Below are 25,047 nucleotides of genomic sequence, written 5' to 3' on the forward strand. Positions count from 1 at the left end.
ACGGCGCGCCGCGACGCGGCGCGCCGTTCCGATCGTCAGTCTTCAGCGGTGATGCCGCCGACGAGCAGGAAGTGCTCGTTGGTATCTTCATCGCGGGGACCGACCGGTTCGATGCCTCGGGTCTCGACGCCGACGGCACCGAGGTCGATCAGGTCACTGCTGTGCTGCTTTTTCATCACATCTTCCTTCCGAAATCGCGACCAATGAGTCGCACTTGGGAAGTTATGCCTCGGCATTTCTGGCTGCCATTTAATAATCCAAAAATAATCGGACATGCTTTTCACGAAAAGAGTGACCGCGCAAAGGAAACGCACATCGGGGCACGAACCGCTACCTTTAGCTTGCGCCTGGACATACGTAGCGGAACCCGGTCACACGCCTGCAAATGTGGCGTGACCGCGATCATGCGTTTGATCGGGAGATGCGCAACTCAAACTGGCACCGGAACTGGATGTATCGCTACCGCGTAGGATTGCGTACAAACGCCGAGGCGCGCATCGAGGCGCATGCTGCGCGGACCGGGCGGCATACGATGCGCGGCAGTCCTTAGGGTTTGGAACCGCTGATCTAAATAGCGGTTGGGATTCGCCAAGGCTTGAACTCGAGTGATTCATCTTGGCTGACGGATGAACGGATTGCAGGGCTCGTGCAGCTTCGATGCTGTCGAAGAGGACCGCTTCTAAGCCTTGGTCAATAGATCACGCATTCTAACTGCACATTTATTGACAAATGTTCCTATAAGGAACATATTGTCATCATTGGAGGCACTATGGCAACCGCCGCGAAAGCTAACGACCGCAAGGAGCTAACAGGTCCCGCGCTCCGCACCTTCTTTAACATTGCCGAGGCATGGGACCTTAGCGAGGCGGAACAGATGCGCATCCTCGGCCTCGACAGCCGCTCCACCTTCCACAACTGGAAGCGCGGCGACATCGCAGCACTCAGCAAGGATGCGCTGGAACGCATTTCCTATGTGATGGGCATCTACAAGGGCCTGCAGATCCTGGTGCCACAGACGGCCGATCAGTGGGTACGAAAGCCGAACAAGGCTCCACTTTTCGGGGGTCGGCCCGCGATCGACCGCATGGCGTCGGGCAACGTCGCCGATCTCTATGTGGTCCGCCAATATGTCGACGGCCAGCGCGGTTGAAACCTTGGATATTCCCGTTACCGCCACGCACTGGGCGCCCTGCTATCGCATCATCCCGAGCCGCTTCCCGCCCGTTGGCCTCTTCGACAAGGTGGCCGACCCGGCCGATCTGGAAGCCGTCTTCCTCGTCGAGGCGATGACCAACGATCGGCTTCGCGACGAGGCCGGCGACCTCTCACTCGTGCCGCCCGAGGACCGTGTCGCCGGTCCCGGCACGACCCCGATCATGGCCGCCTTCACGCATCTCAGTCCGCAGGGAAGCCGCTTCTCGGACGGCAGCTTCGGCGTCTTCTACGCCGGGCTGACGATCGACACGGCGATCGCCGAGACCAAGCATCACCGCGTCAAATTCCTCGCGGCGACCGACGAGCCCGCGCAGGAGATCGACATGCGCGTCTACGCCGTCGATCTGACGGCCGGCCTCCACGACATCCGCGGCCACACCGATACGCACGCGCATCTCTACGACCCCGACAGCTATTCCCATAGCCAAGGCCTCGCGGCCGAGCTGCGCGAAACAGGGTCCGACGGCATCCGCTACCGGAGCGTCCGCGATCCCGGCGGCGAATGTGCCGCCGCCTTCCGGCCCCGTCTTCTTGCGAACTGCCGGCAGGAACGCCATCTTTGCTATGTCTGGGACGGCGAAACGATCGGCACCGTCTACGAAAAAAAGAACTTCGAGGGCTGAGCCAGAGCGGGAACTGCCGAAGGGGCCCGGACGAGGACCGGTCCAGACGAAACGAACGGCAGAATTTGACGGCAGCTTCGGATGCGATGCCGCCGGCCCGAAGGGCCCCAACGAACGCGCTCTTGGCGAGCCCGCAAGGGGGGCGGCGTGCGATGCGCGCCCTTTTCTAGCCGCCGCCCCGCAAGGACCGCGAGCAAAGTGCGCGCGGCCCAAGATTGGCGCGCCCCCTGCCGAGCCCGCGAGGCCAGAGTGCGCTCGTCAGATCGCCGCGCTCGACCCGGCACTCCGGCCACGCATGAAGGCCTCCCTGTCAGGGAAGACATTGCCCCTTCCCTACACCTTTCAGAAGCTACGCAGCTGTATTCAAGGTCGAGACTGGTTTCGAAGCGTTCGCACATTTTCGGCCGAAACGTCCGGCGCGACCTCTCCTGAAAGCGCGCCAAGGAGGCGGGTTTGGCAGCGTAAGACCTCGGAGACGAGGGGCACTAGTTCGTCCGCACCGCAGCGCCGTCCAAGCGCCGCATCAAGCTCTTCAGCGGCCGTGTGAAACGAGGCCATGTGATGATCGATGGCCGGATCGCGGACAGCGCGCTTTCCGGCCTGGGCGAAGAATTGAAAAATGCTTTTCATGTCGCCAAGAGCGCATGGCCGCCGCGCCAATTCAATAGGCTGAAACATAACGATACGGCGGGACAGTGATTTCTCGTCCCACGGCGCCTCGCCGAGCCTTTCTTCGCGGCTGGGGAGCAACTCTGGCCAATAATAGCGTGCCAGCTTTGGTCCCATATCCGCGAAAGCCGACATTGCGCACGACCCATCCCTGATGACTATTGCGGCGCGGACTTCATGACCAGCCTATCGAGCCGATCGGAGCCCGCGCTTTCCGAGCCAGCCGGTCGCCCTCGGGCCCCTTGCAATAGATGAGCCGCCAGCCCGCCGACTTGCCTTCGGTGATCGGATTGCTGTTCGCCGCTATCGGTGCCGCCTGCCGTTCCTTTTCGGAGGTGACCGTGACGACGCGATTGGCACGCACCGCCCCAATACTTTTCCCGCGCGCCGAGCGGCGAAGAGCCATGTGACGAACGGGCAGCAACGGCTCCCAACGAGCGGACGAACGGCAGATAACCGAGCTCGTCACGCACGATCACAGGTGGAGCTGCTTCAGCTGCGCCGCGGGGGTCCCGCCTTTGCCGAATCCGGTCTCCTCTTTGGGGCTTGTCACCGCCATCGCGGGGCAGAATCCGAAAAGCTCAGGCCTCTGCGAGCGACAGCGCCGCCATCGCAACCTCCATGTCGTGCGTGTAGTGTCCGCCACTGACACCGATACCGCCGATAAGCTCGCCTTCCACCTTGATGGGATATCCGCCTCCGAAAACAATAAGCCGCTGAGTATGCACGATGCCGTGAAGCAAGGGCAGATCGTCCTTAATGAATTCATGCCATTCATGCGTGGCCATTCCGAACGAGACCGCGGTAAACGCCTTGTCCTGAGCAATCTGCACGCTGAGCATTGCCGCCCGGTCCATGCGCCGAAACTGGACCAACACGCCTGACGGATCGCAAATTGCAATGCACATCGGGACTCCGATGGCCTCTGATTTCGCGACTGCCGCCTGCATCATGGCGTCGGCAAGCTCATTCGCGATAGTCTTGGCAGCAAGTGTCTTATTCAAGGCTTCACTCCTTCTTTGGGGCACCTGATGCGCGCCGGTCTTCGCCATTCACATGGCAAGGATAGGATTCTAATATCTGCGATTTTTTTGTAAATGTCATTGACAATTTTTATGATAAAAATATCCTGCTGATTCAGAAAGAGGGGGAGCACCCGGAGCAGCCCCCTCCTGCCAATGGGAGGATTTTCGATGGAATATCGCCATATAAAAATAGAGCGTGCGGACGCGGTCCTGACCTGCCGAATGAGCAACCCTCCCGACCAAGTTCTCAATCGCAGAATGCTCGGCGAACTGCACCACCTTCTTGGCCACGTTGAGAGTGAGGCGGATTTGCGGGTCTTCATCCTTACAGGCGAGAACGACATGTTTCTTCGCTGGATGGATCTCAACGAGATGCAAAGGATGGCGGAAGGCCAACAGGAAGAAGTCGCGGCCTCAAGGGCCGCAGAATTGTTCGAGGTCCAACGGCAAATCCCGCAGGTGATCACCTCCATCCATCAACTCGGCCTTCGCATTCAGAATTTGTCCGCCGTCACCGTCGCGGCAATTAATGGGGTGGTAGGTGGCGGCGGCTGCGAACTCTCCCTAGCATTCGATTTTCGGCTGATGATGGATCACCCCGACGCGACCTTCGCGCTGCCCCAGACGAGCTTCGGCCTCGTTCCCGGGAGCGGCGGAGTTTGGCACAGTTTGCACTTGCTCGGTCGTGCAAAGGCGTTGGACCTGCTGTTGCATGGGGAATTCATCCCGCCCGCTCAGGCGCTCGAACTGGGCTTAATTTCCCGACTATATCCGGCCGAGACGTACCAAGACGATGTCGCTGCTTTTGTGGCCAACATCGCGGCACGAGCGCCACTTGCTCTGAAGGGCGTAAAGGCACTGGTTCGTGCGTGGTCGAGCCAAGGCCAACTTGACTTTTACGCGAAAGAGAATGCGGAACTCGCCAAGGTTATTCATTCCGAAGATGTCAAACACGCACTCGGACTTTGGCTCTCCAATCCTGACCCTGCCGCCTATTTTCCGGAATTTCACGGGAGATGATCCATTGACCTTGCTCACCCCTTACGCCGGCAAGGATGTGCCATGGCTGCTGCGCTCGCATGCCGAAGCTCGTCCCGATTCCGTTTTTCTGGTTTGGGAGCCATTCGAAGCAGAGCCAAGAGAGTGGACTTATAGCCAGTTTTATTCCGACGTTCGCGATCTGGCCGCCGGCCTCAATGCTAGGGGTCTCGAACGAGGCGATCGCCTGCTTCTGCATGCGAACAACTGCCCGGAATTTCTGATCATCTGGCATGCGTGCGCGATGCTTGGCGCCGTCGTCGTAACGACCAACCCCCGATGCGCGGCTCCCGAAATCGCTTATTTCATAGAACACTCAAACGCGAAAGCGGCGATTGTCGAGCAGACGTATCTGGACATGTTCGAAAGCGGCCGTTCGAAGCTCGACTGGATAGCGTTTCTGCCATCGGAGCTCGGGAGCGCTTCGTGCCCGTCACCTGGCATCATTCCTTTCGACGATCTGCCAGCCGATGGCTTGCGTCTTTCGACGGAATGCCTCGATCCTATGACGCCCTTGTCCGTTCAATATACGTCGGGCACGACTTCGCGTCCGAAAGGCGTTGTGTGGACGCACGCAAATGCGTTGTGGGCAGGCCAAATAGGTGCTGCGCACAACCAACTGAGATCCGAGGACAGCGGGTTGGTCTTCACCCCGCTCTGCCACACCAATGCGATGAGTTGGGGTCACCTCCCCACTCTTTGGGCGGGAGGCAGAATCGTCCTGCAGCCCAAATTTTCTTCGAGCCGATTCTGGCCTGTTGCGGTCAAACACCGATGCACATGGGCCAATGTCATTCCTTTTGGCCTAAACGCTTTGAAAGAGATGGAGCCGCCGCCGCATAATTTCCGCCACTGGGTCGTGGGCGCGGCCAATTTCGGAGGACTGGAAACGCATTTCGGCCTTTCGATACTTGGGGCATGGGGCATGACCGAGACGGTCGTGCATGGTACTTTCACTCCCCCGCAACTGCCCTCGCCAGCCCGTTCAATGGGAATGCCGGCGCCCGAATATGAGCTTAAAATTGTCGGTCCCGACGATGCCGAGGTTCAGAAGGGCGAAACCGGGCAATTGAAGATCCGGGGAAAAAGAGGACAGTCGCTCTTCCTTGAATATCTCAACGATCCGGCAGCGACCGCTGCGTGTTTCGATGCCGAGGGGTGGTTCGATACCGGCGATCGGGTCTATGAAATCGATTACGGGCACCTCCGTTTCGCAGACCGAGCTAAAGACATGCTCCGGGTCGGCGGAGAAAATGTTGCCGCATCTCAGGTCGAAGGAGTGATCCTGGGTGTTCCGGGCGTCCGCGAGGCTGCTGTGGTTGGGCGCCCGCACGCCATGCTCGATGAAGAGCCAGTCGCGTTTGTCATCGCCACGGAAGCCTCCGAAGCACTCAGCCAGGCCATCATTAACGCCTGCCGAGCCGAGTTGGCTAGCTTCAAGGTGCCGGCGGAGGTTCGCTTCATGAGCGAGTTTCCTCGGGCTGAACTTAATAAGGTCGCCAAGAAAAAATTGCGCGAGATGCTCGAGCAAGCTTGACCTATGAACATTCGGAGAAACGAAATGAACAGCCTCGCCGCGCAGCACCCCAATGGCGTCCATCACATCGCTTTCATGGCCGGTGACATGAAGAAGCAACTCGAGTTTTTTACGCAAGTGCTCGGTTTTCCTCTCGTTGCGATCTTCGATATGCACGGGGTAGAGGGCGCCGTTCACGCATTCTTGCGCATGTCCGATCACCGCTACTTTTCGCTCGTCTACATCCCCGGTGGAGATAAGATTCCCAGCGAGATCGGCGTGACGCATTGCGGCCGCGGCGACGTCCCTTGTGCGCCTGGAGTAATGCAGCACGTCGCATTCAATGTGCCGGACGAGGCGGCCCTTTATGAAATGCGTGACCGGATACGCAGCTATAACGTCCCTGTGTTCGGACCCATCGATCATGGCTTTTGCAAATCGCTATATTTCGCGGGCCCCGAACAAATGACCTTGGAAATTGCCACCTCCTATAAACCGCTTGATCCAGAACATTGGATAGACGACGCAGCTCTTGAGAAGATGGGCATTCCGGCTGAATTGGCAGACCGCATGCAGAACCCGGCACCTTACTCTGGCCACAGTCCGGTAGCGCAGCCGTCATTCGAGTCAGGCGTCCTCCATCTTGTTTACCCGGCCGATCGGTACCGAGAAATGCTGGCGACACCTGACAGCGTCTACGAGAGCCGCGCGCCCTTTGCTCCCCCAAAAGCCCCAAAGTGATTCATCCGAGACGAACCCAACGCAGGTGTCTCGGCGAGTGGGCCACGTGCCGTGCAACGGTACGTGGCCCTTCGGAACTGTCCTGATGACTTTCCGCAGATGGCACCGACTGCGGTGACACCGCGTCCTCTTCGCTCGCTGCCGGCATCCGACATCGCCTCTGGCCGCACGGGCGCGCATTATCGACAGAAATTGGCATCGGCCGGAGCGCGGTCGTTCAAATCGTCATCATTCGCGGTAGCGATCATGTCGCTTCGCATCCCGCTGACCAATTGGTGATGAATTGTTGTCGCTCGGCAAGGTGTACATCAACAGGTTTGATCGGAGCATCTGGCATTCGTCCCGTCGCGTGGTTCAGATGATCCCCGCGGCCTCAATCCTCGCGACCTCGGCAGCGGCCATGCCTAGTCGTTCCGCATAAACTTCAACGTTATGCTCTCCTGGACGAACTGGTGCGCGGCGCCTCACTGCGCTCGGAGTATCCGATAATTTAGGCATGGGTGCCTGCATCTTGATGCGCCCGTGGACGGGGTGCTCGACAGCCACCAGTGCCTCACGGGCGGCAAAGTGCGGATCAGCCAGCATTTCCTTTCCGGTGTAGATACGACCGGACGGAATGGAATGACTGATCATGAGCGCCTCGAGTTCAGAGACACTGAGGCCCCTGGTCCATTCAGCGATGAGATCGTCGAGTTCCTTCTGGTGGCGGCCTCGAGCAACGTGCGTTGCATAGCGGTCGTCGTCGGATAGTTCGGGACGCCCCATCGCCTTGGCAAGCCGCGCAAAGATCGCATCGCCATTACCACCGATCAAATAGTCTCCATCCCTGCAAGGGTAGACGTTGCTGGGCGCGATCCCGGGCAGGATGGACCCCGAACGCCCTCGGACCAAGCCCATGACGTCATATTCGGGGACGAGGCTCTCCATGACCTGCAGAACCGCTTCGTAAAGCGCCGAATCCACCACCTGTCCCTTGCCGGTGCGCTCGCGCGCATGCAGCGCTGCGAGAACGCCCAGGCACCCGTATGTCGCCGCAAGCGTGTCGCCGATCGACACGCCCATACGGCTTGGCGCGCGATCGGAATCTCCGACGATAGCTCGCCATCCGCCCATGGCTTCGCCAATGAGACCGAAGCCAGCTCGGGTTGAGTAAGGACCAGTTTGACCATAGCCCGACATCCGGACAATTATGAGACGCGGGTTGATTGCGTGGAGAGCATCAGGACCGAGCCCCCACTTCTCCATCGTTCCCGGCTTGAAATTCTCTATCATGATATCGGCGTCGGCCAAGAGACGCCGCGCGATGTCCTGTCCTTCCGGTACACGGAGATTTGCCGTAACGGAGCGCTTGTTTCGCGCAATAACATCCCACCAGAGCTTATGTTCACCATTGCCCCATTGTCGCATGGGATCTCCGGTAACTGGGGGCTCCACCTTGACTACGTCAGCGCCCATATCTCCGAGAAGCTGGCCGCAAAATGGCCCCGCGATAAGTTGCCCGAATTCGATCACCCTCAGTCCATCGAGGGCTCCGCAATCAGTCCCGGTCAAACAAGTTCTCCTGCAGGAAATTTTGCCGCACGCGACAACATTGAAGGCATCTCCTTTTCCATCACGCGTCCCAGCCAGCGGGCGGCGTCGACGAGAGCATCGAGATCAAGGCCGGTTTCTACGCCCGATTGCGAAAGCAAGTAGACGACATCCTCGGTTGCGACATTGCCGGCAGCGCCTGGCGCAAAAGGACATCCGCCGAGACCTCCGATCGACGCATCAACCACAGTCGCTCCCGCGCTCACGGCTGCCCAGACGTTGGCGATTCCTGTATTGCGTGTGTCATGAAAGTGTACACGCACGGGTAAGGGGTTGATCGCCGCTTTCACGGCGGTGACGAGATTGGCGACATCGCGCGGAACTGCCACGCCGATGGTGTCCGCCAACGCAACTTCGGTCACCCCACGTCTCGCCAGACGTTCCGCGATCGCTATAATGCTTGCCGGATCGACTTTACCTTCGAAGGGGCAACCAAATGCGACCGCAATTGTGGCCTGCGTCGTGCGCCCTGCCTCATGCGCCATCGCGGCGATCGCCTTCGCAGTCTCAACCGAACCTTGGCAGGTCTGGCCTTGGTTGTTGATACCGAAGCGATCGGTCGCGGCGACAACCGCCCCCAATTGATCAATCCCGCACGCAATGGCGCGCTCTGCGCCACGGCGGTTGAGAACGAGGCCCACACGCACAATGTCGACATAGTCAGCCAGCGCGGCAACCATGTGTTCGGCGTCAGCCATTTGCGGGACGCGTCTCGGGTTCACGAAACTAGCAACCTCGATGCGGCGAGCACCCGCCGAGATGGCGCGATGTATCAACTCGACCTTGTAGGCCGTCGGCACAAGTCTGGATTCGTTCTGCAAGCCGTCTCGGGGGCCCACCTCGACCAGCTCGATCGCTACGGCAGTTGTTGTCATCGGGCTTTTCGGTTTTGTTCTACAAACCATAGCTATCCTTGAAAGCGCCCGCTTCGTTGAACATTACGAGATAGGGGATTCTTTGATATTCCATCAAATCGCTGCCGGCGCGCCGCCCGGAACGCGTGGATGTCTCGTACCGGATTGACGGTTATGAACCAATTGGCCTGCGCCTCGTCGCCGCGCAAAATTTGTCGACGGCTGCACCGCAGCTTCCCCTTTGTTGCGACCCACCGGGGCCGCGCTCCGTCTAGAAGCGCTAGCTTGCCAGGGCACAATACCCTCCCGCATGATAAATTAGAGGCTGCGCGTTGGCCTCGACCGCGACATGGTTCACATTGCCGACAACGATGAGGTGACTTCCGTGCGGAATGACATTCGCCGCAACGAGTTCGATTGCGGCGCAGGCACCGGTGATGATGGGAATGTCACGATCCAGCTGCCAAGAATCGAACGCGAACCTCTCGATTGCAGTGGCCTTCCCGCCGCAGGCTTGGGACAGGGCCTGCTGCGGCGATGCAAGAAGATTGACAGCAAAGCCGTCGCCCGTCGCGATGGCGCGGCCTACACAGCTTTCACGATTAAGACAGACAAGCATGGAGGCTGGCGCAAGGCTAACCTCAGTAACTGCTGTGGCCGTCATCGCGAGATTCTCTCCATCCTTCCTCATCGAGATGATGGATACCGACCGTGCGAGGGATCGCAGTGCGGCCCGCATCGCGTCGGCAATTAATTCAGTAGAGGCGGTCATGGAATTTCCGTTATCGCGAACAAGAGCGCCAACGGCGGCGCTTTGCGGGACATGAGCCTGCGAGCGCCGCCGTTGTTTCCCTAAAAGCGCACTGTTGCCTGGGCGGAAATAGTGCGCCCTTCATCGATGAAGGCCCCGGCAACGCGCTGCCCGCCGGGGCCGGTTTCCAGCGGCCAAAGATAAGTCTGCCCCGCGGTCAGCTTGTTCGTGAGGTTCGTGCCAACGAGCGCGATGCTCCAACGGTCATCCTCGCCGTTAAGGGCAATCCGGGCATCAAACTTGGTATGAGCAGGCTCAATCCCGTAGACCGGGCTATAGGCAGTATCGATCCAAACGCGTCCCCTGTGCTTGGCGACCCCCGTAAAGCTCAATGCCAGTCCGCTGGATAGAGGGATCGTAATGTCGGTCTGAAACTCGCCAGACCATTTCGGCGTAAAGTTGAGCGGAATTCCCTTGGCATTGTTATTGGCTTGGTTATTGGGAGCGCCGACAGGCGCGGTCGTTGAGCAAACACTTGCAGGCTGGGTCGCCCTGCATGGCGCGCCTGGGAAGTCGTCATATTTTGCATCGATATAGGCGCCGGCTGCAGAAAAGCGGATTTCAGGTATAGGCCGCCAGGAGAGCGAAGCTTCCACACCCGTTGACGTTGCCGACGCTGCATTGCTGGTCTGCAGTCCGGTGGGTGCAACGTAGGAAGACACTTGCAGATCATGGAAGCGCATGCGGAAAGCGGAGATGTTCAGCGTGACCCGCCGGTCGAAGAACTCGGACTTCGTCCCGATTTCAATATTCTCAGACCGCTCCGGCCGGAAAGTGAACCTCCCAGGATCGACGGTGGCATTTGTCGATGCGAACCCGCCTGCTTTGGAGCCCCGTGCGTAAGTCGCATAGACCATGACATCCCGATTGATATCAAATTGCAGCGTGACCGAAGGATCGAAGTGGTCCTCCTTGATCTTCACCGGGGCGATAACGCCATACTCCCCGCTCAACGAATTACCGAAATCGAGGTTTCGCTCGGATTGACCGGTCTTCGCAATATGCGTGTAGCGAAGACTGCCAAGCAGCCGGAGGTCGTCTGCAAGATGCAAAGTCCCCTGCGCAAACGTGGATAGCGACGACGTCCGCTGCCGGAAGTCGATGGAATACTGCCCGTTTATTGCGCCGCCAAAGAGATTATACCGAGCCTGCTGGTAAATTCGATCTTTTACTTTGTCATAGTAGACGCCGACGATGTAATCGAAAGCGCCGCCGGTCGGTGACACCAGTCGCAGTTCCTGTGACCATTGGTCGAAATTTTCACGCCACGCTACATATAGATTTTGCGGATTGAGCGCGGCCGCACCCGAAAGGGTAGCCGATTTAAAGTGAGAATATCCGGTCACAGACGTGAGCGTGTGTTCACCAAGAGGTATATTAATCGTTGTCCCGAAATTCAAACCGTTCTGATTGTCTCCTTCCGGCTCGCCAAATGGGAGCGGCGCATTCTTGACGCGCCTCAAGCGATACGGTCCGAGAGCCGGCACGTAGTTTGCGGCCGTGCCGTCAACCCGGCTGCGCGCAGCCTCCAGCTTTGAAATGACCTCCACACCTCCGGCCGGCGCATAACGAAGCGTCAAGCGGCCGGAAAGCTGATTGACCGATGGATCCTTCGTCCCGGTCGCGATATTGTCTAGGTACCCGTCGACATTTTTGTACCTTACCGCGAGACGCACGCCGAGATCTTCCGATATCGGTCCCGATACATAGCCGCTCGTCTCAACGCCATCACGGGAAAAATTGTAGCTCCCGGTGAGCGAGCCTTCAAACGTGGACGTGGGATTTGCCGTGACGATGCTGATCGCACCAGCGGCGGTGTTCTTACCCAGTAGCGCACCTTGAGGGCCTCTCAGCACTTCGATTCGCTCGATGTCGAAAAAGGGTGCCATGAACTGCCGCGCGCGCCCGAAATACAAGCCATCCTGAAACAGGCTGACCGACTGATCAAAGGCAGGGTTGGCGGGTGCCGATCCAAACCCCCTGAGGTACAAACCCTGATTAGTAGTTGATGTCTGAATAAACAGGCCAGGAACGGAGCCTTGGAGAGCCTGAAAATCGCTTTGATTGAAATTGCCGAGCTGTTCGCCGTCGAGAACAGTCATCGAAATCGGCACGTCCTGAATATTCTGACTGCGCTTAAGCGCTGTAACGACGATTTCGTCGTCAGAGACGCTCGGAGCAGCCGAGCTGTCGGCAGTGGTCTCCTGGCCCCACGCTGGCGAGGCAGAAGCCACGCAGATTGCCGTGACGGACGTACAGCGAATCAAAAGCTGAACAAATTTCATTTCCCACCTCTCCAACGTTTATATTTTCGTGGAATCTTGTCCTAATTCCTGACGACAGAGTAGGCATGTAACTTGACAATTTCAAGATAGAAATTCGCTCGCATTTTTTGACGCATAAGTGCCAAGACCCGCAAGAATCCTGCGCCCAGAGAGCCGCTCGATCATCGCCAAGTTCACCATTTATCTGATACAGATAGGCCAACTAGGCAGCCGGCGCTGAAATCGAGCTCAGCGCTCCTTACCAACTGCTATGATGGTCCGGGCAAATTCAGGTCGGACAGAACGTCGGCTGTTGAAACGGTCGACTTCATGGCGCCCCATTGACCGTCACGTAGCTTCAAAACCCAGTCCGGATCGGTCAGCAATGCCCGCCCAATCGCCACAAGATCAAATTCACCACGTGAAAAATGATCGATCAACCTGCCCAAGTTTTCCGGCTTGCCGCCTTCCGCAATATCGCCAGCAAAGGTTTCCACGATGTCCTTGCTCAGTCCCACACTGCCAACTGCGATTACCGGCTGGCGTGAGAGGCGTTTTACCCAACCTGCCAGGCCGGATGGCCCACCGAATTCCGGCGTCCAAAAGCGGCGCGTAGAAGCGTGGAAATAATCGACGCCGCTGGCTGTTAACTGGTCCAGCAGAGACGCTAGATCTTCAGGCCGCGCGAAAGCGTGCGCATCATAATTACGCGTTTTCCATTGGGACAGCCTCAGCCCGATTGGAAAGTCAGGGCCAACCGCAGCCCTCACCGCGCGAATGATCTCGACCGCGAATCTCGCCCTGTTTTCGGGGGGGCCACCATAGTCGTCGGACCGCCTGTTAGTGACATCCCACAGAAATTGGTCGACGAGATAGCCATGAGCCGCATGGATTTCGACCCCGGAAAAGCCCATGCCCTTTGCCGCGATAGCCGCTGCGGCATGCGCTTCGACCAACTCGGATATCTGGGCCCGGGTCAGTGTGTAGCCGATCGCCTCGCCCCAACTAGAAATGCCGGAAGGACCGTAACCGCCCACCCGGTTTGCTCCCTCGTGCCACAGCTGAAGGAAGAGGTGACCTCCCTCATTGCGCACGCCCTGGACGCAACGCCGCCAACCATCATACGCAGGCGGAATGAACGCCGCATAGGGCGCTTGCGAGGTAAAGTGATCAACTGCGGTTCCTTGAGTGAGCAAAAGGGCAACCCCGCCCTTCGCCCTTGCCGCATAATAACTTGCCATCTCTCTCGTGGGAATCCGGTCGGGGGGCTCATGCTTCTGCATCGGAGGCATGACGAAGCGGTTACGCAGGCACAGACCCTTAAGTTCGAAGGGCTCGAATAGCATGTCGACGTTCATCGCTCATCTCCTAACGGTCCGCCAAGGCCAGCGATGCCGATGCCCCGCCCGACCCGACATCGCTCCCGTCCGATAGGGCCGCCTAGACCGGAGCGACTGTAAGCTTCGTCGTTTTTATGTCAACGTACCTTACTATATTCCAGCACCTTGGTCGAAGCAAGTTGGGTCAAGAAAGAGATAGTGTTGCGACATGATCCAAAAATTTGTTAACGGAGCTGAGGACAAGTTTCAAAAGGGGCGCTCTAGGGCAAATCGAATGAGAAAAGACTTTTTACTGACGCGCCTGATGATGCGCGTTTACTGGTTCGACGACGCTCTACAGGCGGCGCTTAAAAGCGCCGGATGGCCGAAGATCAGTCGTGCGCAATCGATGCTCTTTGTCAATATCGGCGCCGGTGAGCGTCGGCCGACCCGGCTCGCCGAAAATCTAGGGGTAAGCCGGCAATCGATCGGACAAATGATTGGCGAGTTGGAAGATCGCGGAATCTTAAGGATCGAGCCCGATCCCGATGATCGACGCGCCCGTCTGGTATTCATTTCACCTCAGGCCGAACCGCTTGTTGCCGCAGCTTCCGCGGTTCTTGAGGATCTCGAAAACGAGTTAGGCCGACGACTTGGGAAATCCAAGATGCGAGGAATGAAGTCAGCCCTGGAAGCTGATTGGGGGAGCGCGCCAATGATTCGGCTGATCAACCAGCTCCCCCCCTCTTGGATGAGCGACGTCGGTAGCGAGGATTGAACAATATTCCGATGATACGTCGGTCCACCAGTCCAGAGGGCAAGTCCGCAGCGACACTCACGCGCCGGCCCGAACGGCAAACTCCCAGGCGCGATCCGCCAGGACGGGGACGCGTTCAGACATTGTCTTGGCGTGCGCCGACGAAGCCGTCCCGTCTTCATAGCGCCGCCTGATGCCTTGCATGATCGCCGCGAGCCGGAAGAAGTTGAATGCAAAATACCAGGTGAGATCTGGGATGCTAGGGTAGTTCGTTGCGGCGCAGTAGCGCTCGGAAATCTCTTCCAACTCGGGTATGCCAAGTTGTTTGCGGTCGAGATCTTCGACACCCGAACGTTGGTTGTTGGCGTTGACCCACGCCATCGCGAAATAGGAAAAATCCGCCAGAGGGTCGCCGATTGTCGAAAGCTCCCAGTCGAGAATGGCGCGAATTTCCGGCGCGTTCCTAGCAAAAATCATGTTGTCGATCCGATAATCCCCGTGGACCACGGTGTTGCGAGTTTGGGGTGGGCAGCTGTCGGCAAGGAAGCGGATGAGGCGCTCCATCGCTGGCATCGGTTCCGTCTCGGCAAGCCGATATTGCTTGGTCCACCGCTCGATCTGGCGAACGAAATAATTGCCTTCTCGCCCGAACCCCGCGAGGCCGGCGCGATCCACGTTCACATTGTGCAGTGCTGCGAGAGTATCCGTCATCGCAAAATAGGAAGCGCGGCGCTGGGGCACTGTCGCATCCGGCATCGCGCCATCCCATAGAGTGCGGCCTTGCACGAGCGCCATGACGTAAAACCAGCTTCCAATGACGCCCTCGTCGACGCAAAGGCCATATTGATGCGCGACCGGGAGTCCAGCCGACCTCAACGCCCTTTGAACACGAAATTCCCGGTCGACGGCGTGGGCCGACGGTAGCAGGTTGCCGAACGGCTGCCTCCGCAGGACATAATCTCCGGACGGCGCAGATAATTTGTACGTCGGATTCGATTGGCCTCCTGCAAATTTGCTGAGCGCCAAAGGACCTTCAAAGCCTGCAACATTGCCCCTCATCCAATCGGCCAGCTTCGTTTCGTCAAGCGCGTCGGCGCCCGTTACGGCGATCGTCCCGGAGAAAATTTTCTGAGCATCCAAGATGCGCGTCATCAACCATCTCCCATGCTGGTTGTCCGACCATCTGTTTGGCCATATCCCACAAGCACGGGCTGCTACGTCATCTGGATGCGCTAATATAATATCGGTTTTGATCCAATTGATATAGGGAAGCTATCATGAATCTGAGACAGCTTCGATTCTTTGTAGCGGTTGCCGAAACCCGCAATTTCCATCGTGCGGCTGAGCGACTGAATATTTCACAGCCTCCTCTTACAGTTGCCATCCGCAAGCTGGAGGAGGAACTGGGCGTTCGCCTTTTCGATCGGAGTCGCCGGGGCGTGGAGTTGACGGCGGGCGGCGCTGCGGCAGTAGGAGCTGCACGTGAGACATTGGCAAAGGCCGCAGAGGTCGCAGAAGCTGCTCGTCTCGGGGCGTCCGGTCAGCGTGGGCGCCTCCGCGTGGGTTTTGTCGGTTCCGCGGTGAGCGAGATTCTTCCGCGTTCCATACCGGAATTCAGAGAGAGATTCCCTCACGCCGAGTTGGAGCTGGTAGAGATGACCAGCACCGATATCGCCGAGGCGATCATGGCCAAGGATCTCGACGTTGGCCTGTTGCGCCTCCCAGTCCTCCAACAAGGGTTGGAACTGCGCGTGATCGAGGAGGATGTGCTCGTTGCGGCCCTGCCCGTGGGCCTGTTGCCGCCTCCCCTTCGCGCCATTCCGCTCGCAACGCTTGCGAGCCATCCTTTCATTATCCACTCTTCCGTCAGCATCCTGCATTCTATCAGCTTGCTAGCATGCCAGTCTGCGGGTTTTGCCCCAAAAATCGCCCAGCAAGCCGTGGAGGTCCAGACTATACTCAGCCTCGTACGCTCGGGCTTGGGCGTGGCTCTGGTTCCGGCACGTATGGCTCGCGTCCTGCCAGCGGGGGTGGAATTGCGAGCGCTCCAGGCTCCGGTTCCGATCGCCACAGGGGTCGCGTGGCGGGAGGACGCCACTCCGCTAGCGCACAATTTTGTTAGCATTGCGGATCATCATTGATAGCGTATTGATATCGAAATATCCGAACTTAATATTTTTCATCTTCGCAAACGACCTCCACACGATGCCCGAAATGGTCGGAGGCAGGGTTTGCATGTTTGATAATCTGACAGTCGGCAGACTACCGCCCGACGATGAAGCCTTGCGCCCCGTTGTCCGATCTCTTGTAGCAAAAATCGCCAAAGTGCCGGCCGATCGTAGAGCCCGGTCTTGGCAGGCCTTCGATGCTGATTTGACGAAACGGCTGGGAGCCGCCGGCCTAATCGGATTGACCCTCCCAAAGAAATATGGCGGCCGGGGTCTGGGCCCTTATGCTCGATATGTTGTCGTAGAAGAGCTGTTAGCCGTCGGCGCGCCCGTCGCGGCGCACTGGATCGCCGATCGCCAGAGCGCTCCCCTCATTTTACGCTACGGCACGGAAGCACAGCGAGAGGAACTGCTACCGCGCATATGCCGCGGCGATATATATTTCTGCATCGGAATGAGCGAGCCCGGAGCCGGCTCAGACCTCGCTAGCGTGCAGACGCGCGCCGTTCCGACCTCGTCGGGCTGGACTCTCAACGGCCAAAAAATCTGGACTACGAACGGGACGCAAGCCAACTATATGATCGCGCTTGTGCGAACCTCTGGCACGCCAACCGACCGGCACAAGGGACTCTCCCAAATACTGATAGACCTCACGCTCCCGGGGGTGACAGTACGCCCTATCAAGGATCTGGCAGGCGACGAGCATTTTGCCGAAGTTTTTTTCGAAGATGTCGAGCTCTCCGCAGATGCCTTGATTGGTACCGAAGGCAACGGCTGGGAGCAGGTTACGGCGGAACTGGGTTTCGAGCGCAGCGGCCCGGAGAGAATTTACTCCAGCATCGTTCTGCTCGATATCTGGATCGAACATCTGAAGAATTCTTCGCGGCCTGATTCCACATCGCTGCGGTTGGCGGGTTCCTTCACGTCCCGTCTCGTCACGCTGCGCGCGATGTCCATTGCTTGCGCAGCAGAATTGGCGGCGGGCCGTAATCCCGTCGCAGAAGCCGCTCTTGTAAAGGACTTGGGAACGAGCCTCGAACAGGAGATACCCGTTGCGATCGCGGACGATCTTTCGCGTGTCCCGGTTGAACAGGTCAACCCGGAGCTGGCGCGAGCGCTGACCTATCTTCTGCTGATGTCACCAAGTTTTTCGCTGCGGGGCGGAACTCGCGAGATACTTCGAGGCATAATAGCGCGCGAATTGGGGATCAGATGATGCAGGGCAGAAACGACGAGTTAGCCGTCCATTTCGAACGGATGCTGGGCATGCTGCTTTCGCCAGGAGGCGCACGGACCTTCGATATAGCCCGTGATTTCGACACTCTGTGGGCCAAGCTTGAGGAATCCGGCTATCTAGACATTGTGACGCCCGAAGAGAACGGCGGGGTCGGACTTGCCATGCGCGACTTGGAACCGTTGGCTTATGCCACGGGAAAGCGCGCCTTGGCTTTACCGATTTGCGATACCATGGTCGCGCGTCTGCTCATTTCCCGTGCCCGCAAAACGATCCCGAAGGGCCCGATACATCTTGTATCACAAGGACTGTTTCGAAACGATTCATTCGCCGGGACGTCAGGCGAGCATTGCCTCATTGAACGGGATGGCGAACTCCTTCTAATGCCCGGCACCCTGACGACAGGTACCGGAGCTCCCGAGGCAGGCGAAAACTCCTTGGGACCAGCGCCCGCCGATGGTCTTCGCCCTTTTGCCGCCCTAATCCGCTCCGCCATGATCGCTGGCGCTTCGAACTCGCTTCTCGATCTGACGATATTATACGCCAATCAGCGGTCGCAATTCGGGCGGCCGATTGCAAAGCAACAGGTGATTCAGCAGCAACTTGCTATCATGGCCGAACATTGCGTGTCCGCTCGAATAGCGGCAGAAATCGGTTTTCGGGCCTCAGCCTTCGGCCGGCTTGAGGCCATTGCCACGGCAAAAGCCGTCACGTCGTCGGCCGCGGCCAAGATCGCAGCCATCGCGCATGCCATATTCGGAGCAATAGGCATTAGCGAAGAGTGCGATGTACAGCTGTATACCCGGTGCTTGCACGAATGGCGAGTAGCGGCAGGATCGGAAGCCTATTGGGAAGAAAAACTCGGAGCGATGCGCCTCTCGGGACCGGCTAATAGCGTTTACTGGATGTGCGAAACCCTGCCCCCGGCATAGGATGCGCTCGGCATTGCTGACAGAGGACCCGCGCCCATCGCATTGATTGCATCTGTCCCAAGACGTCGACCCGCGAAGCGCTCTGGCAGAGCCCACCGCAATGAAGCCCCAAGCATCTGAACTTAATAGCTAAATCTGCGGCGTCCTTGTCGCGATACCATGAAATGCACCATGACCCGGCAGAAGTTTTTCGCCGTAAATCAATATCTTAAGATATCATTGCGACGGAGGGCCTCGCTATCGAACCCACAGTATGTCGTTTATCTGACACGGAACGATTTGCTCCATCTTGGACCCACCACCCGCGTTACCGGGCCTGTCACCCTCGGCACCGCCGGAATCCTGAATCGGAATCACGCCGAAAAGAAGGCTACCGATGGAGCGGCGGACCGGCAGAAGCTTCAGGATATCGGATATCGATCGAGTTTCTCAATATTTCGATAGCTCGTGGCGACCGACAACCATGTGATGAACTTCGTCGGGGCCATCGGCAAGGCGGACATGACGAACGTCCGTGTACAGCTCCGCAAGCGGGGTCCATTGAGAGATGCCAGTAGCGCCGTGGAGCTGGATTGCCTCGTCGATAATCCGTGACGCTCTCTCGGGTATCGTCGCTTTCGCCATGCTGACCCAGATACGGGCTTCGCGATTCCCTAAAACATCCATCGCTTTCGCTGCTTTAAGCACGAGCAATCGCATCGCTTCGATATCACAACGTGCGCGGGAAATAAGTTCGAGGTTCTTTCCAAGCCGCGACAGGGGCTTGCCAAAGGCGTTGCGTGAATTGCCGCGCCTTACCATCAACTCGAGGGCAAGCTCGGCCTTTCCTATTGTCCGCATACAATGATGGATGCGGCCCGGCCCGAGGCGCATTTGCGAGATTTCAAAACCACGCCCCTCCCCGAGCAGGATATTCGCTGCGGGAACCCGAACCGCGTTGAAGCGGATATGCATATGCCCCTTGGGAGCATGATCAGCCCCGAAAACAAGCATGGGTCCCAGAATCTCCAAACCTGGTGAATCCATTGGCACCAAAATTTGCGAATATTGCTGCTTCGGATTTGCATCGACGTTGGTCTTGAGCAGGCAGATCAGGAGCCGACAGCGCGGATCTCCAGCTCCGGTGACAAAATATTTCTCGCCCCTGATGACCCACTCATCGCCCTCAAGCTCCGCCATAGCCGCGATATTTAACGCGTCCGAGGATGCGACGGCGGGCTCGGACATCGCGTAGGCGGACCGAATTTCTCCCTTCAGCAACGGAGCCAGCCAACGTGCCTTTTGATCTGCGCTGCCGACCATCTCCAATATTTCCATGTTGCCGGTATCGGGAGCGGAGCAATTGATGGTTTCCGCCGCAAGTGGCGACTTTCCAAGCTCGGCGGCGATATAGGCATAGTCGAGGTTGCTGATTGCAGCGTGCGCGCCGCGAGAAAGGAAAAGATTCCAAAGACCTGTAGTTCTGGCCTTTTCTTTAGCCGCCTCAAGCAGGTCAAGCTGGCCCGGTGCCCAACTCCAGCGCTCGCTTCTTCCTTCTCCAAGGCGAAAGAATTGTTCGGAGATCGGAGCGACATTTTCCTCAATATGGCACCTTAAGTCGCGCAACAGGGCAGCCCCCGCCGGCGACATCCGTAGATCATTGAGGTCCCGATCGTCATCGGCACTGCCCAAGATATCGGCGACGGGCATCTTTTCCCGTTGATCAGCACTGGCGGCTCCCATCAGTTCTCACTCCTGCCGTCCAGCGTGGGATAATCCATGTAGCCCCGAAGCCCAGGCGTATCCAAAGTGGTATCATCCAGAATGTTCTCCGGTGCGTCGAGCCGGACGCGCTCCACGAAATCAGGGTTGGCGATGAACCGCCGGCCGAACGATGCCGCATCATATAGGCCGGCTGCTATTCCTTCTGCTGCCAGGTGGCGGTTGAGATTTCCACTCCGCACGAGGATGCCCTTGTGCAACCCCCTCACAAAGCCTGTGGGATCGAAGTCAAGCTCATGATATTTCCCAAATACCGTTAGCGGCGTACCTATATGGACATAGGCCAGACCCAGCGCCTGTATTTTCTCGATCAAGCACGCATGCGTTTCTTGCGGATCCGCGTCGTGATTGTCATGCATCTGAAACCCGGGAGAGATTTTTATTCCAACCCGATCTCCTCCAATCGCGTCAGCCAATGCGTTCATGACTTCAGTCGAAAAACGGCACCGGTTCTCGACAGAGCCCCCATATTGATCGGTCCGGCGATTGGACCCGCTAGCCAGAAACTGCGATCCGAGATAGCCATTCGCCGAGTGAAATTCGACGCCATCGAAGCCCGCTTCAATGGCCCGGCGCCCGGCCGCAGCAAAATCGGCAACCAGCGCCTGTACTTCTCCAGTTTCCAGCGCGCGCGGAACGACCATATCCAGAGACGATTGGCTGCACGCCTTGATTGCCGAAGGCGCCACCGGGGCGCCTCCCCCCGGCTGCAAAGACGGGGTGGATATCCGGCCAGAATGAATCAACGATAGAAATATCAGTCCGCCCTTTGCGTGAACGGCGGCCGCGACCTGTGCCCAGGCTTCGCATTGGACTTTTGTACATAACCCTCCGAGATAAGGAGACATTCTCCCCCGCGGATCAACATAGACGCTATCCGCGATAACCAGCCCCGCCGACGCTCTTTGCTCGAAGTGTTTTTTCACATACTCGGCGGGCACGCCATTCTCGTCGCACCGCAGGCGCGCCATTGGCGCCATGATAATCCGGTTGGGTAGATCGTAACGGCCGATCCTGAGCGGTTCGAACAGTGCCGAAAAAGCTGAATTGATCGGGGACTTCATGGAGAATATCCTCATATTTGTCGCAAAAAGCGCACCCGAAGTCGCTCGGGCAGAAATTCCACGGCAGCCGTCCAAGGCGTGGCAAAACGCCAATCCGCGTCCGAACCTAGGTGGATTGAGCAGCTCGCGCGGCAGCGTTTCTTCCTGCTATGCGGCCGTAGACCAGCGCATTGCCTATCGACGTTCCGCCCCCTGCATATTGATAACTTAGAACATTGCCGGTGGCGTCTCCTGCAGCGAACAGTCCGGGAACCGGACGTTCACTCTCAGCAATAACGCGTGCATCGCGATCGATTCTCAGCCCGGAGAATGTCAGCGCCACGACTGACGCGACATATTCCACGGAATAAAATGGCGGATTCGCAATTGTTCTGAGCGCCTCCACTGGCTTGAAGAATCGGCTGTCGCGGCCGTTTGCAACGTCTTCGTTAAATGCCGCAATGGAGTTTTCGAAAGCCTCCACATTATATATCCCACAGGCTTCCGCCAAATCGGCGAGCGTGTCTCTACGGAGGATCCTGCCTTGGTCCGCAAGTAGAGCGATGCGCTCCGTCGTCATGCTTTCGTTCCGCAGTTCTGCCGCAAAAGTTTCTCCTGCAAAGGGCGCCGCGGCAAGACGGGTCGTTTCGTCGAAAATCCCGAAGGCACTACCGCCCGTTTGCATTCGCACTGCGTTAAACCCCATATAAGTCTTCGTTTCGTCAATGAACCGACGACCTTCGCGGTTCACCAGCACTATCCATGGGGGCCGGGTAAACTCGACATCATTGGCATATATGGGATTTGTGCATACGAGCCCGCGATCGCTGTTACGGATCGAGGCGCCTACCTGTTGCCCCAGTCGAATGCCGTCACCATGGCTATTCAGGCCCGACAGGGGCACGGCCCGGCTGGCCTGAGCGGCTGCCGACGGGTAATAGCGCTGCAGCATCGCTCTGTCGCGCGCGAGGCTTCCTGACGTAATGATCGTCGCACCAGCCGTTACGGGCGTGCCTTCCACCTCGATTCCGCGCACTACTTTGGCATCGCATTGAAGAAGAGAGCGAACTCTCGTACGCGTGACCAGCTCAATATCTCCAAGCTGGGCCTCGAGCCGGGCCGCAATCTCAGCCCCGAAACCTTCAGCCTGATGGCCGCGGAGGACACCGGATTCGCAAGATGCGTAAAGTTTCTCAGCGGGGAATTGAACGCCGAGCTTAATCAGCCATTCCAGCGTCGCGAGAGAACCATCGCAGAGCGTCCGCACCAAGTCCGGTTCCGCCAACCAATGGTTCACGGCCATGATGTAGTGAAACATTGCGTCGGCCGTGTCGCCATGGATGCCGCGCGCAGCCTGGGCATCGGTGCCAGCTGCGTAAAATATTCCGCCGGAAAGTGCCGTAGACCCCCCAACCCGCTCGCCGGCTTCGACAAGGAGCACTCTCGCGCCGGCGTCGCGCGCTTCAATCGCTGCGGACATGCCGGCACCTCCCGCTCCTACAACGATGACATCATAATCCAGCGCCATAGCCCATCTTCTCCCTACCCTAGCGCCCGCACACACCATGAGGTTGCGCTTGGTCACCGGGCTTTTGTTGATCTCATGAGACGTGGTAATCGGCCCCATGATTTAATCAAGAGACTTGCCTATATTTTTTTAATCTCCGATAGGGTTCGGAGAGAATTTATCTCTGAATCCGCGATTTTGTGGCCAAAATTCTGGATTCCGGTAAAGCTATCCAAGATACAACCTTACAAATTTTGATCGCAAGGAGCCCGGAATGTCGGAGAGTTTGGCACAATGGGATATCGTAATTGTCGGGACAGGCGCGGCAGGACTAACAGCCGCGATTACAGCCCGGCGCGCCGGCTGCTCCGTGCTCCTCGTTGAGAAAGCAAGCGAATGGGGAGGAACAAGCGCGCTTGCTGGAGGCGGAATCTGGGCCCCGTGCACGGTCCGCCAGGAAGCGCTGGGCCTAAAGGACAGTCTGCATGAGGCCGAAGCGTTCCTAGCGGACACCGTGCCGGACGCAGGCATTGCAACATCATCCCATCGCAGAAGCTCTTTCATTCAAAATGCCCCCCGGATGGTAAAGGTTCTGACAGAGGAAGGGATGAAATGGGGCGTCGACACGCATCACCCCGACTATATATCCGAAAGCAAATTCGCCGCGCGAGGCAGGTCTCTGGACCCAGAAATCGTCAATGCAAAGATTGCAGGCCCTTGGCTCGCCTCGATGCGACGAAACGCGCTGCCTATAGCAGTTAGAGTGCGCGACCTCCCGTTGCTGGGCAGGGGCACGAGCTCTCTCCGAAGCTTCGTTGCGATGGGCACGGCCTGGCTCCGCGACAAAGTCCGGCGCCTCGTTGGCCAGGTGCCGGTCGGAGGCGGGCAAAGTCTGGTGGTCCAATTGATGGCGATCGCCGACCGGCTGGGTGTCGAAATTCGGCTGAATACCGAACTGGTGGACGTGGTCATCGAGCGGGGCATCGCAACCGCCATTCGGGTCTGCGCGGACGGCTCAATGGAAGAGATAGCAGCGGGGCGGGCGATTATTCTGGCCAGCGGTGGGACTGGCCACATGGCCGGTCGCGCAGGCGCTGCCACTTCGATGACGCCCGCGGAAGACCGTGGAGATACGATCGGCGTTATCGAACGAGCAGGCGGTCGCATCGAACAACTCGATGAGGCATTGTGGGTGCCGGTGGCGATGTATCCGGGTAGCGATGGCCGCCTCACCCGGCCCAGCCTCATCCAGCGTGAACGCGCCCTGCCTCACGCTCTCGTGGTCGATGACAGCGCCCATAGATTCGCCAACGAGGCGCTGGACTATTATTCCTTTGCCGCTGCGATGCGGCGATATTCACCATCGGCATGGCTGATCCTCGATAACAGCCATCGCAGCCGTTACCTCTTCGGAATCATGCTTCCCGGCCGCATCCCGAAAGCTCTTCGTGAAGCGGGCTTCTTCGTCGAAGCTGATGACCTCCGGTCACTCGCCCAGCGCTGCGGACTGGACGGCAGCGCTCTGGCCGGCACGGTCCAGCGCTTCAATGAAGGGGCGTCGCGCGGACAGGACGACGAGTTCGGCCGCGGCAGCCGCGTTTACGATCGCTTTTGGGGAGACCCCACTCGAAGAAATCCTAATCTTGGCCCAGTAGAGAAGCCGCCTTATCGGGCGGTTAGGCTCCACATAGGAGATGCCGGCACGAAAGGGGGCGCCGCGACCGATGCCCACGGCCGCGCTCTCGCTAATGCAACGGGGGCGCCTATTCTTGGCCTATACGCCGTCGGCACTGCGGCCGCATCACTCACCGGAAAATCATATCCAGGACCAGGTCTGACGCTCGGACCAGCCATGACCTTCGCCTATATTGCTGCCGAGCATGCCTCTCTGTCCAACCGCCCGGAGCCTCGAGAATCTAGCTCGGAGACGAACGACAGCTAGCCTCGCAATACAACGCCGGATGCGAAAGGATTCGCAAC

General features: G+C 58.3%; 23 protein-coding genes. 10 read left to right on the forward strand and 13 right to left on the reverse strand.

From position 1 onward, the window contains the following. Positions 1-35: 35 nt before the first annotated feature. Positions 36-176, reverse strand: a complete 141-nt coding sequence (locus tag ACVENA_RS16730; RefSeq protein ID WP_449326285.1) for a hypothetical protein — start codon at positions 174-176, stop codon at positions 36-38. A 593-nt stretch (positions 177-769) separates the two neighbouring features. Here ACVENA_RS16730 and ACVENA_RS16735 point away from each other — a divergent pair. Together ACVENA_RS16735 and ACVENA_RS16740 are read left to right on the forward strand one after the other, a co-directional pair. Next, positions 770-1,150 (forward strand): antitoxin Xre-like helix-turn-helix domain-containing protein, encoded by a 381-nt coding sequence (locus ACVENA_RS16735; protein ID WP_449326286.1) that lies wholly within the window; start codon positions 770-772, stop codon positions 1,148-1,150. Further along, positions 1,128-1,838: an RES family NAD+ phosphorylase gene (locus ACVENA_RS16740; RefSeq protein ID WP_449326287.1), complete on the forward strand. Its 711-nt coding sequence runs from the start codon at positions 1,128-1,130 to the stop codon at positions 1,836-1,838. Before ACVENA_RS16735 ends, ACVENA_RS16740 begins: the two co-directional genes overlap by 23 nt. Positions 1,839-2,201: 363 nt before the next feature. Here the strand turns inward: ACVENA_RS16740 and ACVENA_RS16745 are convergent, their stop codons facing one another. From ACVENA_RS16745 to ACVENA_RS16755, 3 genes are all read right to left on the reverse strand, one after another. Then, complete coding sequence (locus ACVENA_RS16745; RefSeq protein WP_449326288.1) at positions 2,202-2,642, reverse strand: hypothetical protein; 441 nt, start codon at positions 2,640-2,642, stop codon at positions 2,202-2,204. Positions 2,643-2,682: 40 nt separating this feature from the next. Next, positions 2,683-2,871 (reverse strand): hypothetical protein, encoded by a 189-nt coding sequence (locus tag ACVENA_RS16750; RefSeq protein WP_449326289.1) that lies wholly within the window; start codon positions 2,869-2,871, stop codon positions 2,683-2,685. Positions 2,872-3,088: 217 nt separating this feature from the next. Beyond that, positions 3,089-3,559 carry a GlcG/HbpS family heme-binding protein gene (locus tag ACVENA_RS16755; RefSeq protein WP_449326290.1) on the reverse strand — a complete coding sequence of 157 codons (471 nt, stop codon included), beginning with the start codon at positions 3,557-3,559 and terminating at the stop codon, positions 3,089-3,091. Positions 3,560-3,700: 141 nt separating this feature from the next. On the opposite strand from ACVENA_RS16755, the gene ACVENA_RS16760 reads away from it, so the two are divergent. The 3 genes from ACVENA_RS16760 to ACVENA_RS16770 are packed head-to-tail and all read left to right on the forward strand — an operon-like array spanning position 3,701 to position 6,827. Beyond that, complete coding sequence (locus ACVENA_RS16760) at positions 3,701-4,552, forward strand: enoyl-CoA hydratase/isomerase family protein (RefSeq protein ID WP_449326291.1); 852 nt, start codon at positions 3,701-3,703, stop codon at positions 4,550-4,552. A 4-nt stretch (positions 4,553-4,556) separates the two neighbouring features. Then, positions 4,557-6,107 (forward strand): AMP-binding protein, encoded by a 1,551-nt coding sequence (locus ACVENA_RS16765; protein WP_449326292.1) that lies wholly within the window; start codon positions 4,557-4,559, stop codon positions 6,105-6,107. A 24-nt stretch (positions 6,108-6,131) separates the two neighbouring features. Next, positions 6,132-6,827, forward strand: a complete 696-nt coding sequence (locus ACVENA_RS16770; RefSeq protein WP_449326293.1) for a VOC family protein — start codon at positions 6,132-6,134, stop codon at positions 6,825-6,827. A 354-nt stretch (positions 6,828-7,181) separates the two neighbouring features. Here ACVENA_RS16770 and ACVENA_RS16775 read toward each other — a convergent pair whose 3' ends face one another. From ACVENA_RS16775 to ACVENA_RS16795, 5 genes are all read right to left on the reverse strand, one after another. Further along, a complete protein-coding gene (locus tag ACVENA_RS16775) occupies positions 7,182-8,378 on the reverse strand; it encodes a CaiB/BaiF CoA transferase family protein (protein ID WP_449326294.1) in 1,197 nt (398 codons plus the stop codon). Continuing rightward, positions 8,375-9,322 (reverse strand): hydroxymethylglutaryl-CoA lyase, encoded by a 948-nt coding sequence (locus ACVENA_RS16780; RefSeq protein WP_449326295.1) that lies wholly within the window; start codon positions 9,320-9,322, stop codon positions 8,375-8,377. Before ACVENA_RS16780 ends, ACVENA_RS16775 begins: the two co-directional genes overlap by 4 nt. Before the next feature lie 229 nt (positions 9,323-9,551). Continuing rightward, positions 9,552-10,043: a flavin reductase family protein gene (locus ACVENA_RS16785; protein ID WP_449326296.1), complete on the reverse strand. Its 492-nt coding sequence runs from the start codon at positions 10,041-10,043 to the stop codon at positions 9,552-9,554. Between the two features lie 80 nt (positions 10,044-10,123). Further along, positions 10,124-12,367 carry a TonB-dependent receptor gene (locus tag ACVENA_RS16790; RefSeq protein WP_449326297.1) on the reverse strand — a complete coding sequence of 748 codons (2,244 nt, stop codon included), beginning with the start codon at positions 12,365-12,367 and terminating at the stop codon, positions 10,124-10,126. Positions 12,368-12,615: 248 nt separating this feature from the next. Beyond that, positions 12,616-13,704: an oxidoreductase gene (locus ACVENA_RS16795; RefSeq protein WP_449326298.1), complete on the reverse strand. Its 1,089-nt coding sequence runs from the start codon at positions 13,702-13,704 to the stop codon at positions 12,616-12,618. Between the two features lie 190 nt (positions 13,705-13,894). On the opposite strand from ACVENA_RS16795, the gene ACVENA_RS16800 reads away from it, so the two are divergent. Continuing rightward, entirely contained in the window at positions 13,895-14,443 is a 549-nt protein-coding gene (locus ACVENA_RS16800; protein ID WP_449326299.1) for a MarR family winged helix-turn-helix transcriptional regulator, read from the forward strand. A gap of 57 nt (positions 14,444-14,500) precedes the next feature. On the opposite strand, the gene ACVENA_RS16805 is transcribed toward ACVENA_RS16800, so the two are convergent. After that, positions 14,501-15,574 (reverse strand): phosphotransferase family protein, encoded by a 1,074-nt coding sequence (locus tag ACVENA_RS16805; protein ID WP_449326300.1) that lies wholly within the window; start codon positions 15,572-15,574, stop codon positions 14,501-14,503. A 125-nt stretch (positions 15,575-15,699) separates the two neighbouring features. Here ACVENA_RS16805 and ACVENA_RS16810 point away from each other — a divergent pair, with 125 nt between their 5' ends. The 3 genes from ACVENA_RS16810 to ACVENA_RS16820 are packed head-to-tail and all read left to right on the forward strand — an operon-like array spanning position 15,700 to position 18,756. Further along, positions 15,700-16,563 carry a LysR family transcriptional regulator gene (locus ACVENA_RS16810; protein ID WP_449326301.1) on the forward strand — a complete coding sequence of 288 codons (864 nt, stop codon included), beginning with the start codon at positions 15,700-15,702 and terminating at the stop codon, positions 16,561-16,563. After that, complete coding sequence (locus ACVENA_RS16815; protein WP_449326302.1) at positions 16,547-17,806, forward strand: acyl-CoA dehydrogenase family protein; 1,260 nt, start codon at positions 16,547-16,549, stop codon at positions 17,804-17,806. The genes ACVENA_RS16810 and ACVENA_RS16815 overlap by 17 nt, the downstream gene beginning before the upstream one ends. Then, positions 17,803-18,756 (forward strand): acyl-CoA dehydrogenase family protein, encoded by a 954-nt coding sequence (locus ACVENA_RS16820; protein ID WP_449326303.1) that lies wholly within the window; start codon positions 17,803-17,805, stop codon positions 18,754-18,756. The genes ACVENA_RS16815 and ACVENA_RS16820 overlap by 4 nt, the downstream gene beginning before the upstream one ends. Before the next feature lie 429 nt (positions 18,757-19,185). On the opposite strand, the gene ACVENA_RS16825 is transcribed toward ACVENA_RS16820, so the two are convergent. The 3 genes from ACVENA_RS16825 to ACVENA_RS16835 all read right to left on the reverse strand — a co-directional run bounded on the left by ACVENA_RS16825 (position 19,186) and on the right by ACVENA_RS16835 (position 23,088). Further along, entirely contained in the window at positions 19,186-20,478 is a 1,293-nt protein-coding gene (locus tag ACVENA_RS16825) for an acyl-CoA dehydrogenase family protein (protein WP_449326304.1), read from the reverse strand. Then, on the reverse strand, positions 20,478-21,581 hold the full coding sequence (locus ACVENA_RS16830) for an alkene reductase (protein ID WP_449326305.1): 1,104 nt from the start codon (positions 21,579-21,581) through the stop codon (positions 20,478-20,480). The genes ACVENA_RS16825 and ACVENA_RS16830 overlap by 1 nt, the downstream gene beginning before the upstream one ends. 106 nt (positions 21,582-21,687) lie before the next feature. Then, positions 21,688-23,088, reverse strand: coding sequence for an FAD-dependent oxidoreductase (locus tag ACVENA_RS16835; RefSeq protein ID WP_449326306.1), 1,401 nt, complete (start codon positions 23,086-23,088; stop codon positions 21,688-21,690). Positions 23,089-23,341: 253 nt separating this feature from the next. Between ACVENA_RS16835 and ACVENA_RS16840 the strand changes: the two genes are divergently transcribed. Then, the gene (locus ACVENA_RS16840) at positions 23,342-25,009 is read left to right on the forward strand and encodes an FAD-dependent oxidoreductase (protein WP_449326307.1); all 1,668 of its coding nucleotides are present in this window, start codon (positions 23,342-23,344) and stop codon (positions 25,007-25,009) included. Positions 25,010-25,047 lie beyond the last annotated feature (38 nt).

This window comes from Sphingopyxis sp. 550A, assembly GCF_053569535.1.

What these genes read in the sequence shown, in the direction of transcription:
- ACVENA_RS16785 (WP_449326296.1), bottom strand. Translation starts at nt 10,043, where the DNA reads ATGACCGCCTCTACTGAATTAATTGCCGACGCGATGCGGGCCGCACTG.
- ACVENA_RS16760 (WP_449326291.1), top strand. Translation starts at nt 3,701, where the DNA reads ATGGAATATCGCCATATAAAAATAGAGCGTGCGGACGCGGTCCTGACC.
- ACVENA_RS16800 (WP_449326299.1), top strand. Translation starts at nt 13,895, where the DNA reads ATGATCCAAAAATTTGTTAACGGAGCTGAGGACAAGTTTCAAAAGGGG.
- ACVENA_RS16735 (WP_449326286.1), top strand. Translation starts at nt 770, where the DNA reads ATGGCAACCGCCGCGAAAGCTAACGACCGCAAGGAGCTAACAGGTCCC.
- ACVENA_RS16805 (WP_449326300.1), bottom strand. Translation starts at nt 15,574, where the DNA reads ATGACGCGCATCTTGGATGCTCAGAAAATTTTCTCCGGGACGATCGCC.
- ACVENA_RS16780 (WP_449326295.1), bottom strand. Translation starts at nt 9,322, where the DNA reads ATGGTTTGTAGAACAAAACCGAAAAGCCCGATGACAACAACTGCCGTA.
- ACVENA_RS16825 (WP_449326304.1), bottom strand. Translation starts at nt 20,478, where the DNA reads ATGGGAGCCGCCAGTGCTGATCAACGGGAAAAGATGCCCGTCGCCGAT.
- ACVENA_RS16840 (WP_449326307.1), top strand. Translation starts at nt 23,342, where the DNA reads ATGTCGGAGAGTTTGGCACAATGGGATATCGTAATTGTCGGGACAGGC.
- ACVENA_RS16835 (WP_449326306.1), bottom strand. Translation starts at nt 23,088, where the DNA reads ATGGCGCTGGATTATGATGTCATCGTTGTAGGAGCGGGAGGTGCCGGC.
- ACVENA_RS16730 (WP_449326285.1), bottom strand. Translation starts at nt 176, where the DNA reads ATGAAAAAGCAGCACAGCAGTGACCTGATCGACCTCGGTGCCGTCGGC.
- ACVENA_RS16790 (WP_449326297.1), bottom strand. Translation starts at nt 12,367, where the DNA reads ATGAAATTTGTTCAGCTTTTGATTCGCTGTACGTCCGTCACGGCAATC.
- ACVENA_RS16830 (WP_449326305.1), bottom strand. Translation starts at nt 21,581, where the DNA reads ATGAAGTCCCCGATCAATTCAGCTTTTTCGGCACTGTTCGAACCGCTC.
- ACVENA_RS16795 (WP_449326298.1), bottom strand. Translation starts at nt 13,704, where the DNA reads ATGAACGTCGACATGCTATTCGAGCCCTTCGAACTTAAGGGTCTGTGC.
- ACVENA_RS16745 (WP_449326288.1), bottom strand. Translation starts at nt 2,642, where the DNA reads ATGTCGGCTTTCGCGGATATGGGACCAAAGCTGGCACGCTATTATTGG.
- ACVENA_RS16810 (WP_449326301.1), top strand. Translation starts at nt 15,700, where the DNA reads ATGAATCTGAGACAGCTTCGATTCTTTGTAGCGGTTGCCGAAACCCGC.
- ACVENA_RS16820 (WP_449326303.1), top strand. Translation starts at nt 17,803, where the DNA reads ATGATGCAGGGCAGAAACGACGAGTTAGCCGTCCATTTCGAACGGATG.
- ACVENA_RS16755 (WP_449326290.1), bottom strand. Translation starts at nt 3,559, where the DNA reads ATGGCGAAGACCGGCGCGCATCAGGTGCCCCAAAGAAGGAGTGAAGCC.
- ACVENA_RS16740 (WP_449326287.1), top strand. Translation starts at nt 1,128, where the DNA reads ATGTCGACGGCCAGCGCGGTTGAAACCTTGGATATTCCCGTTACCGCC.
- ACVENA_RS16770 (WP_449326293.1), top strand. Translation starts at nt 6,132, where the DNA reads ATGAACAGCCTCGCCGCGCAGCACCCCAATGGCGTCCATCACATCGCT.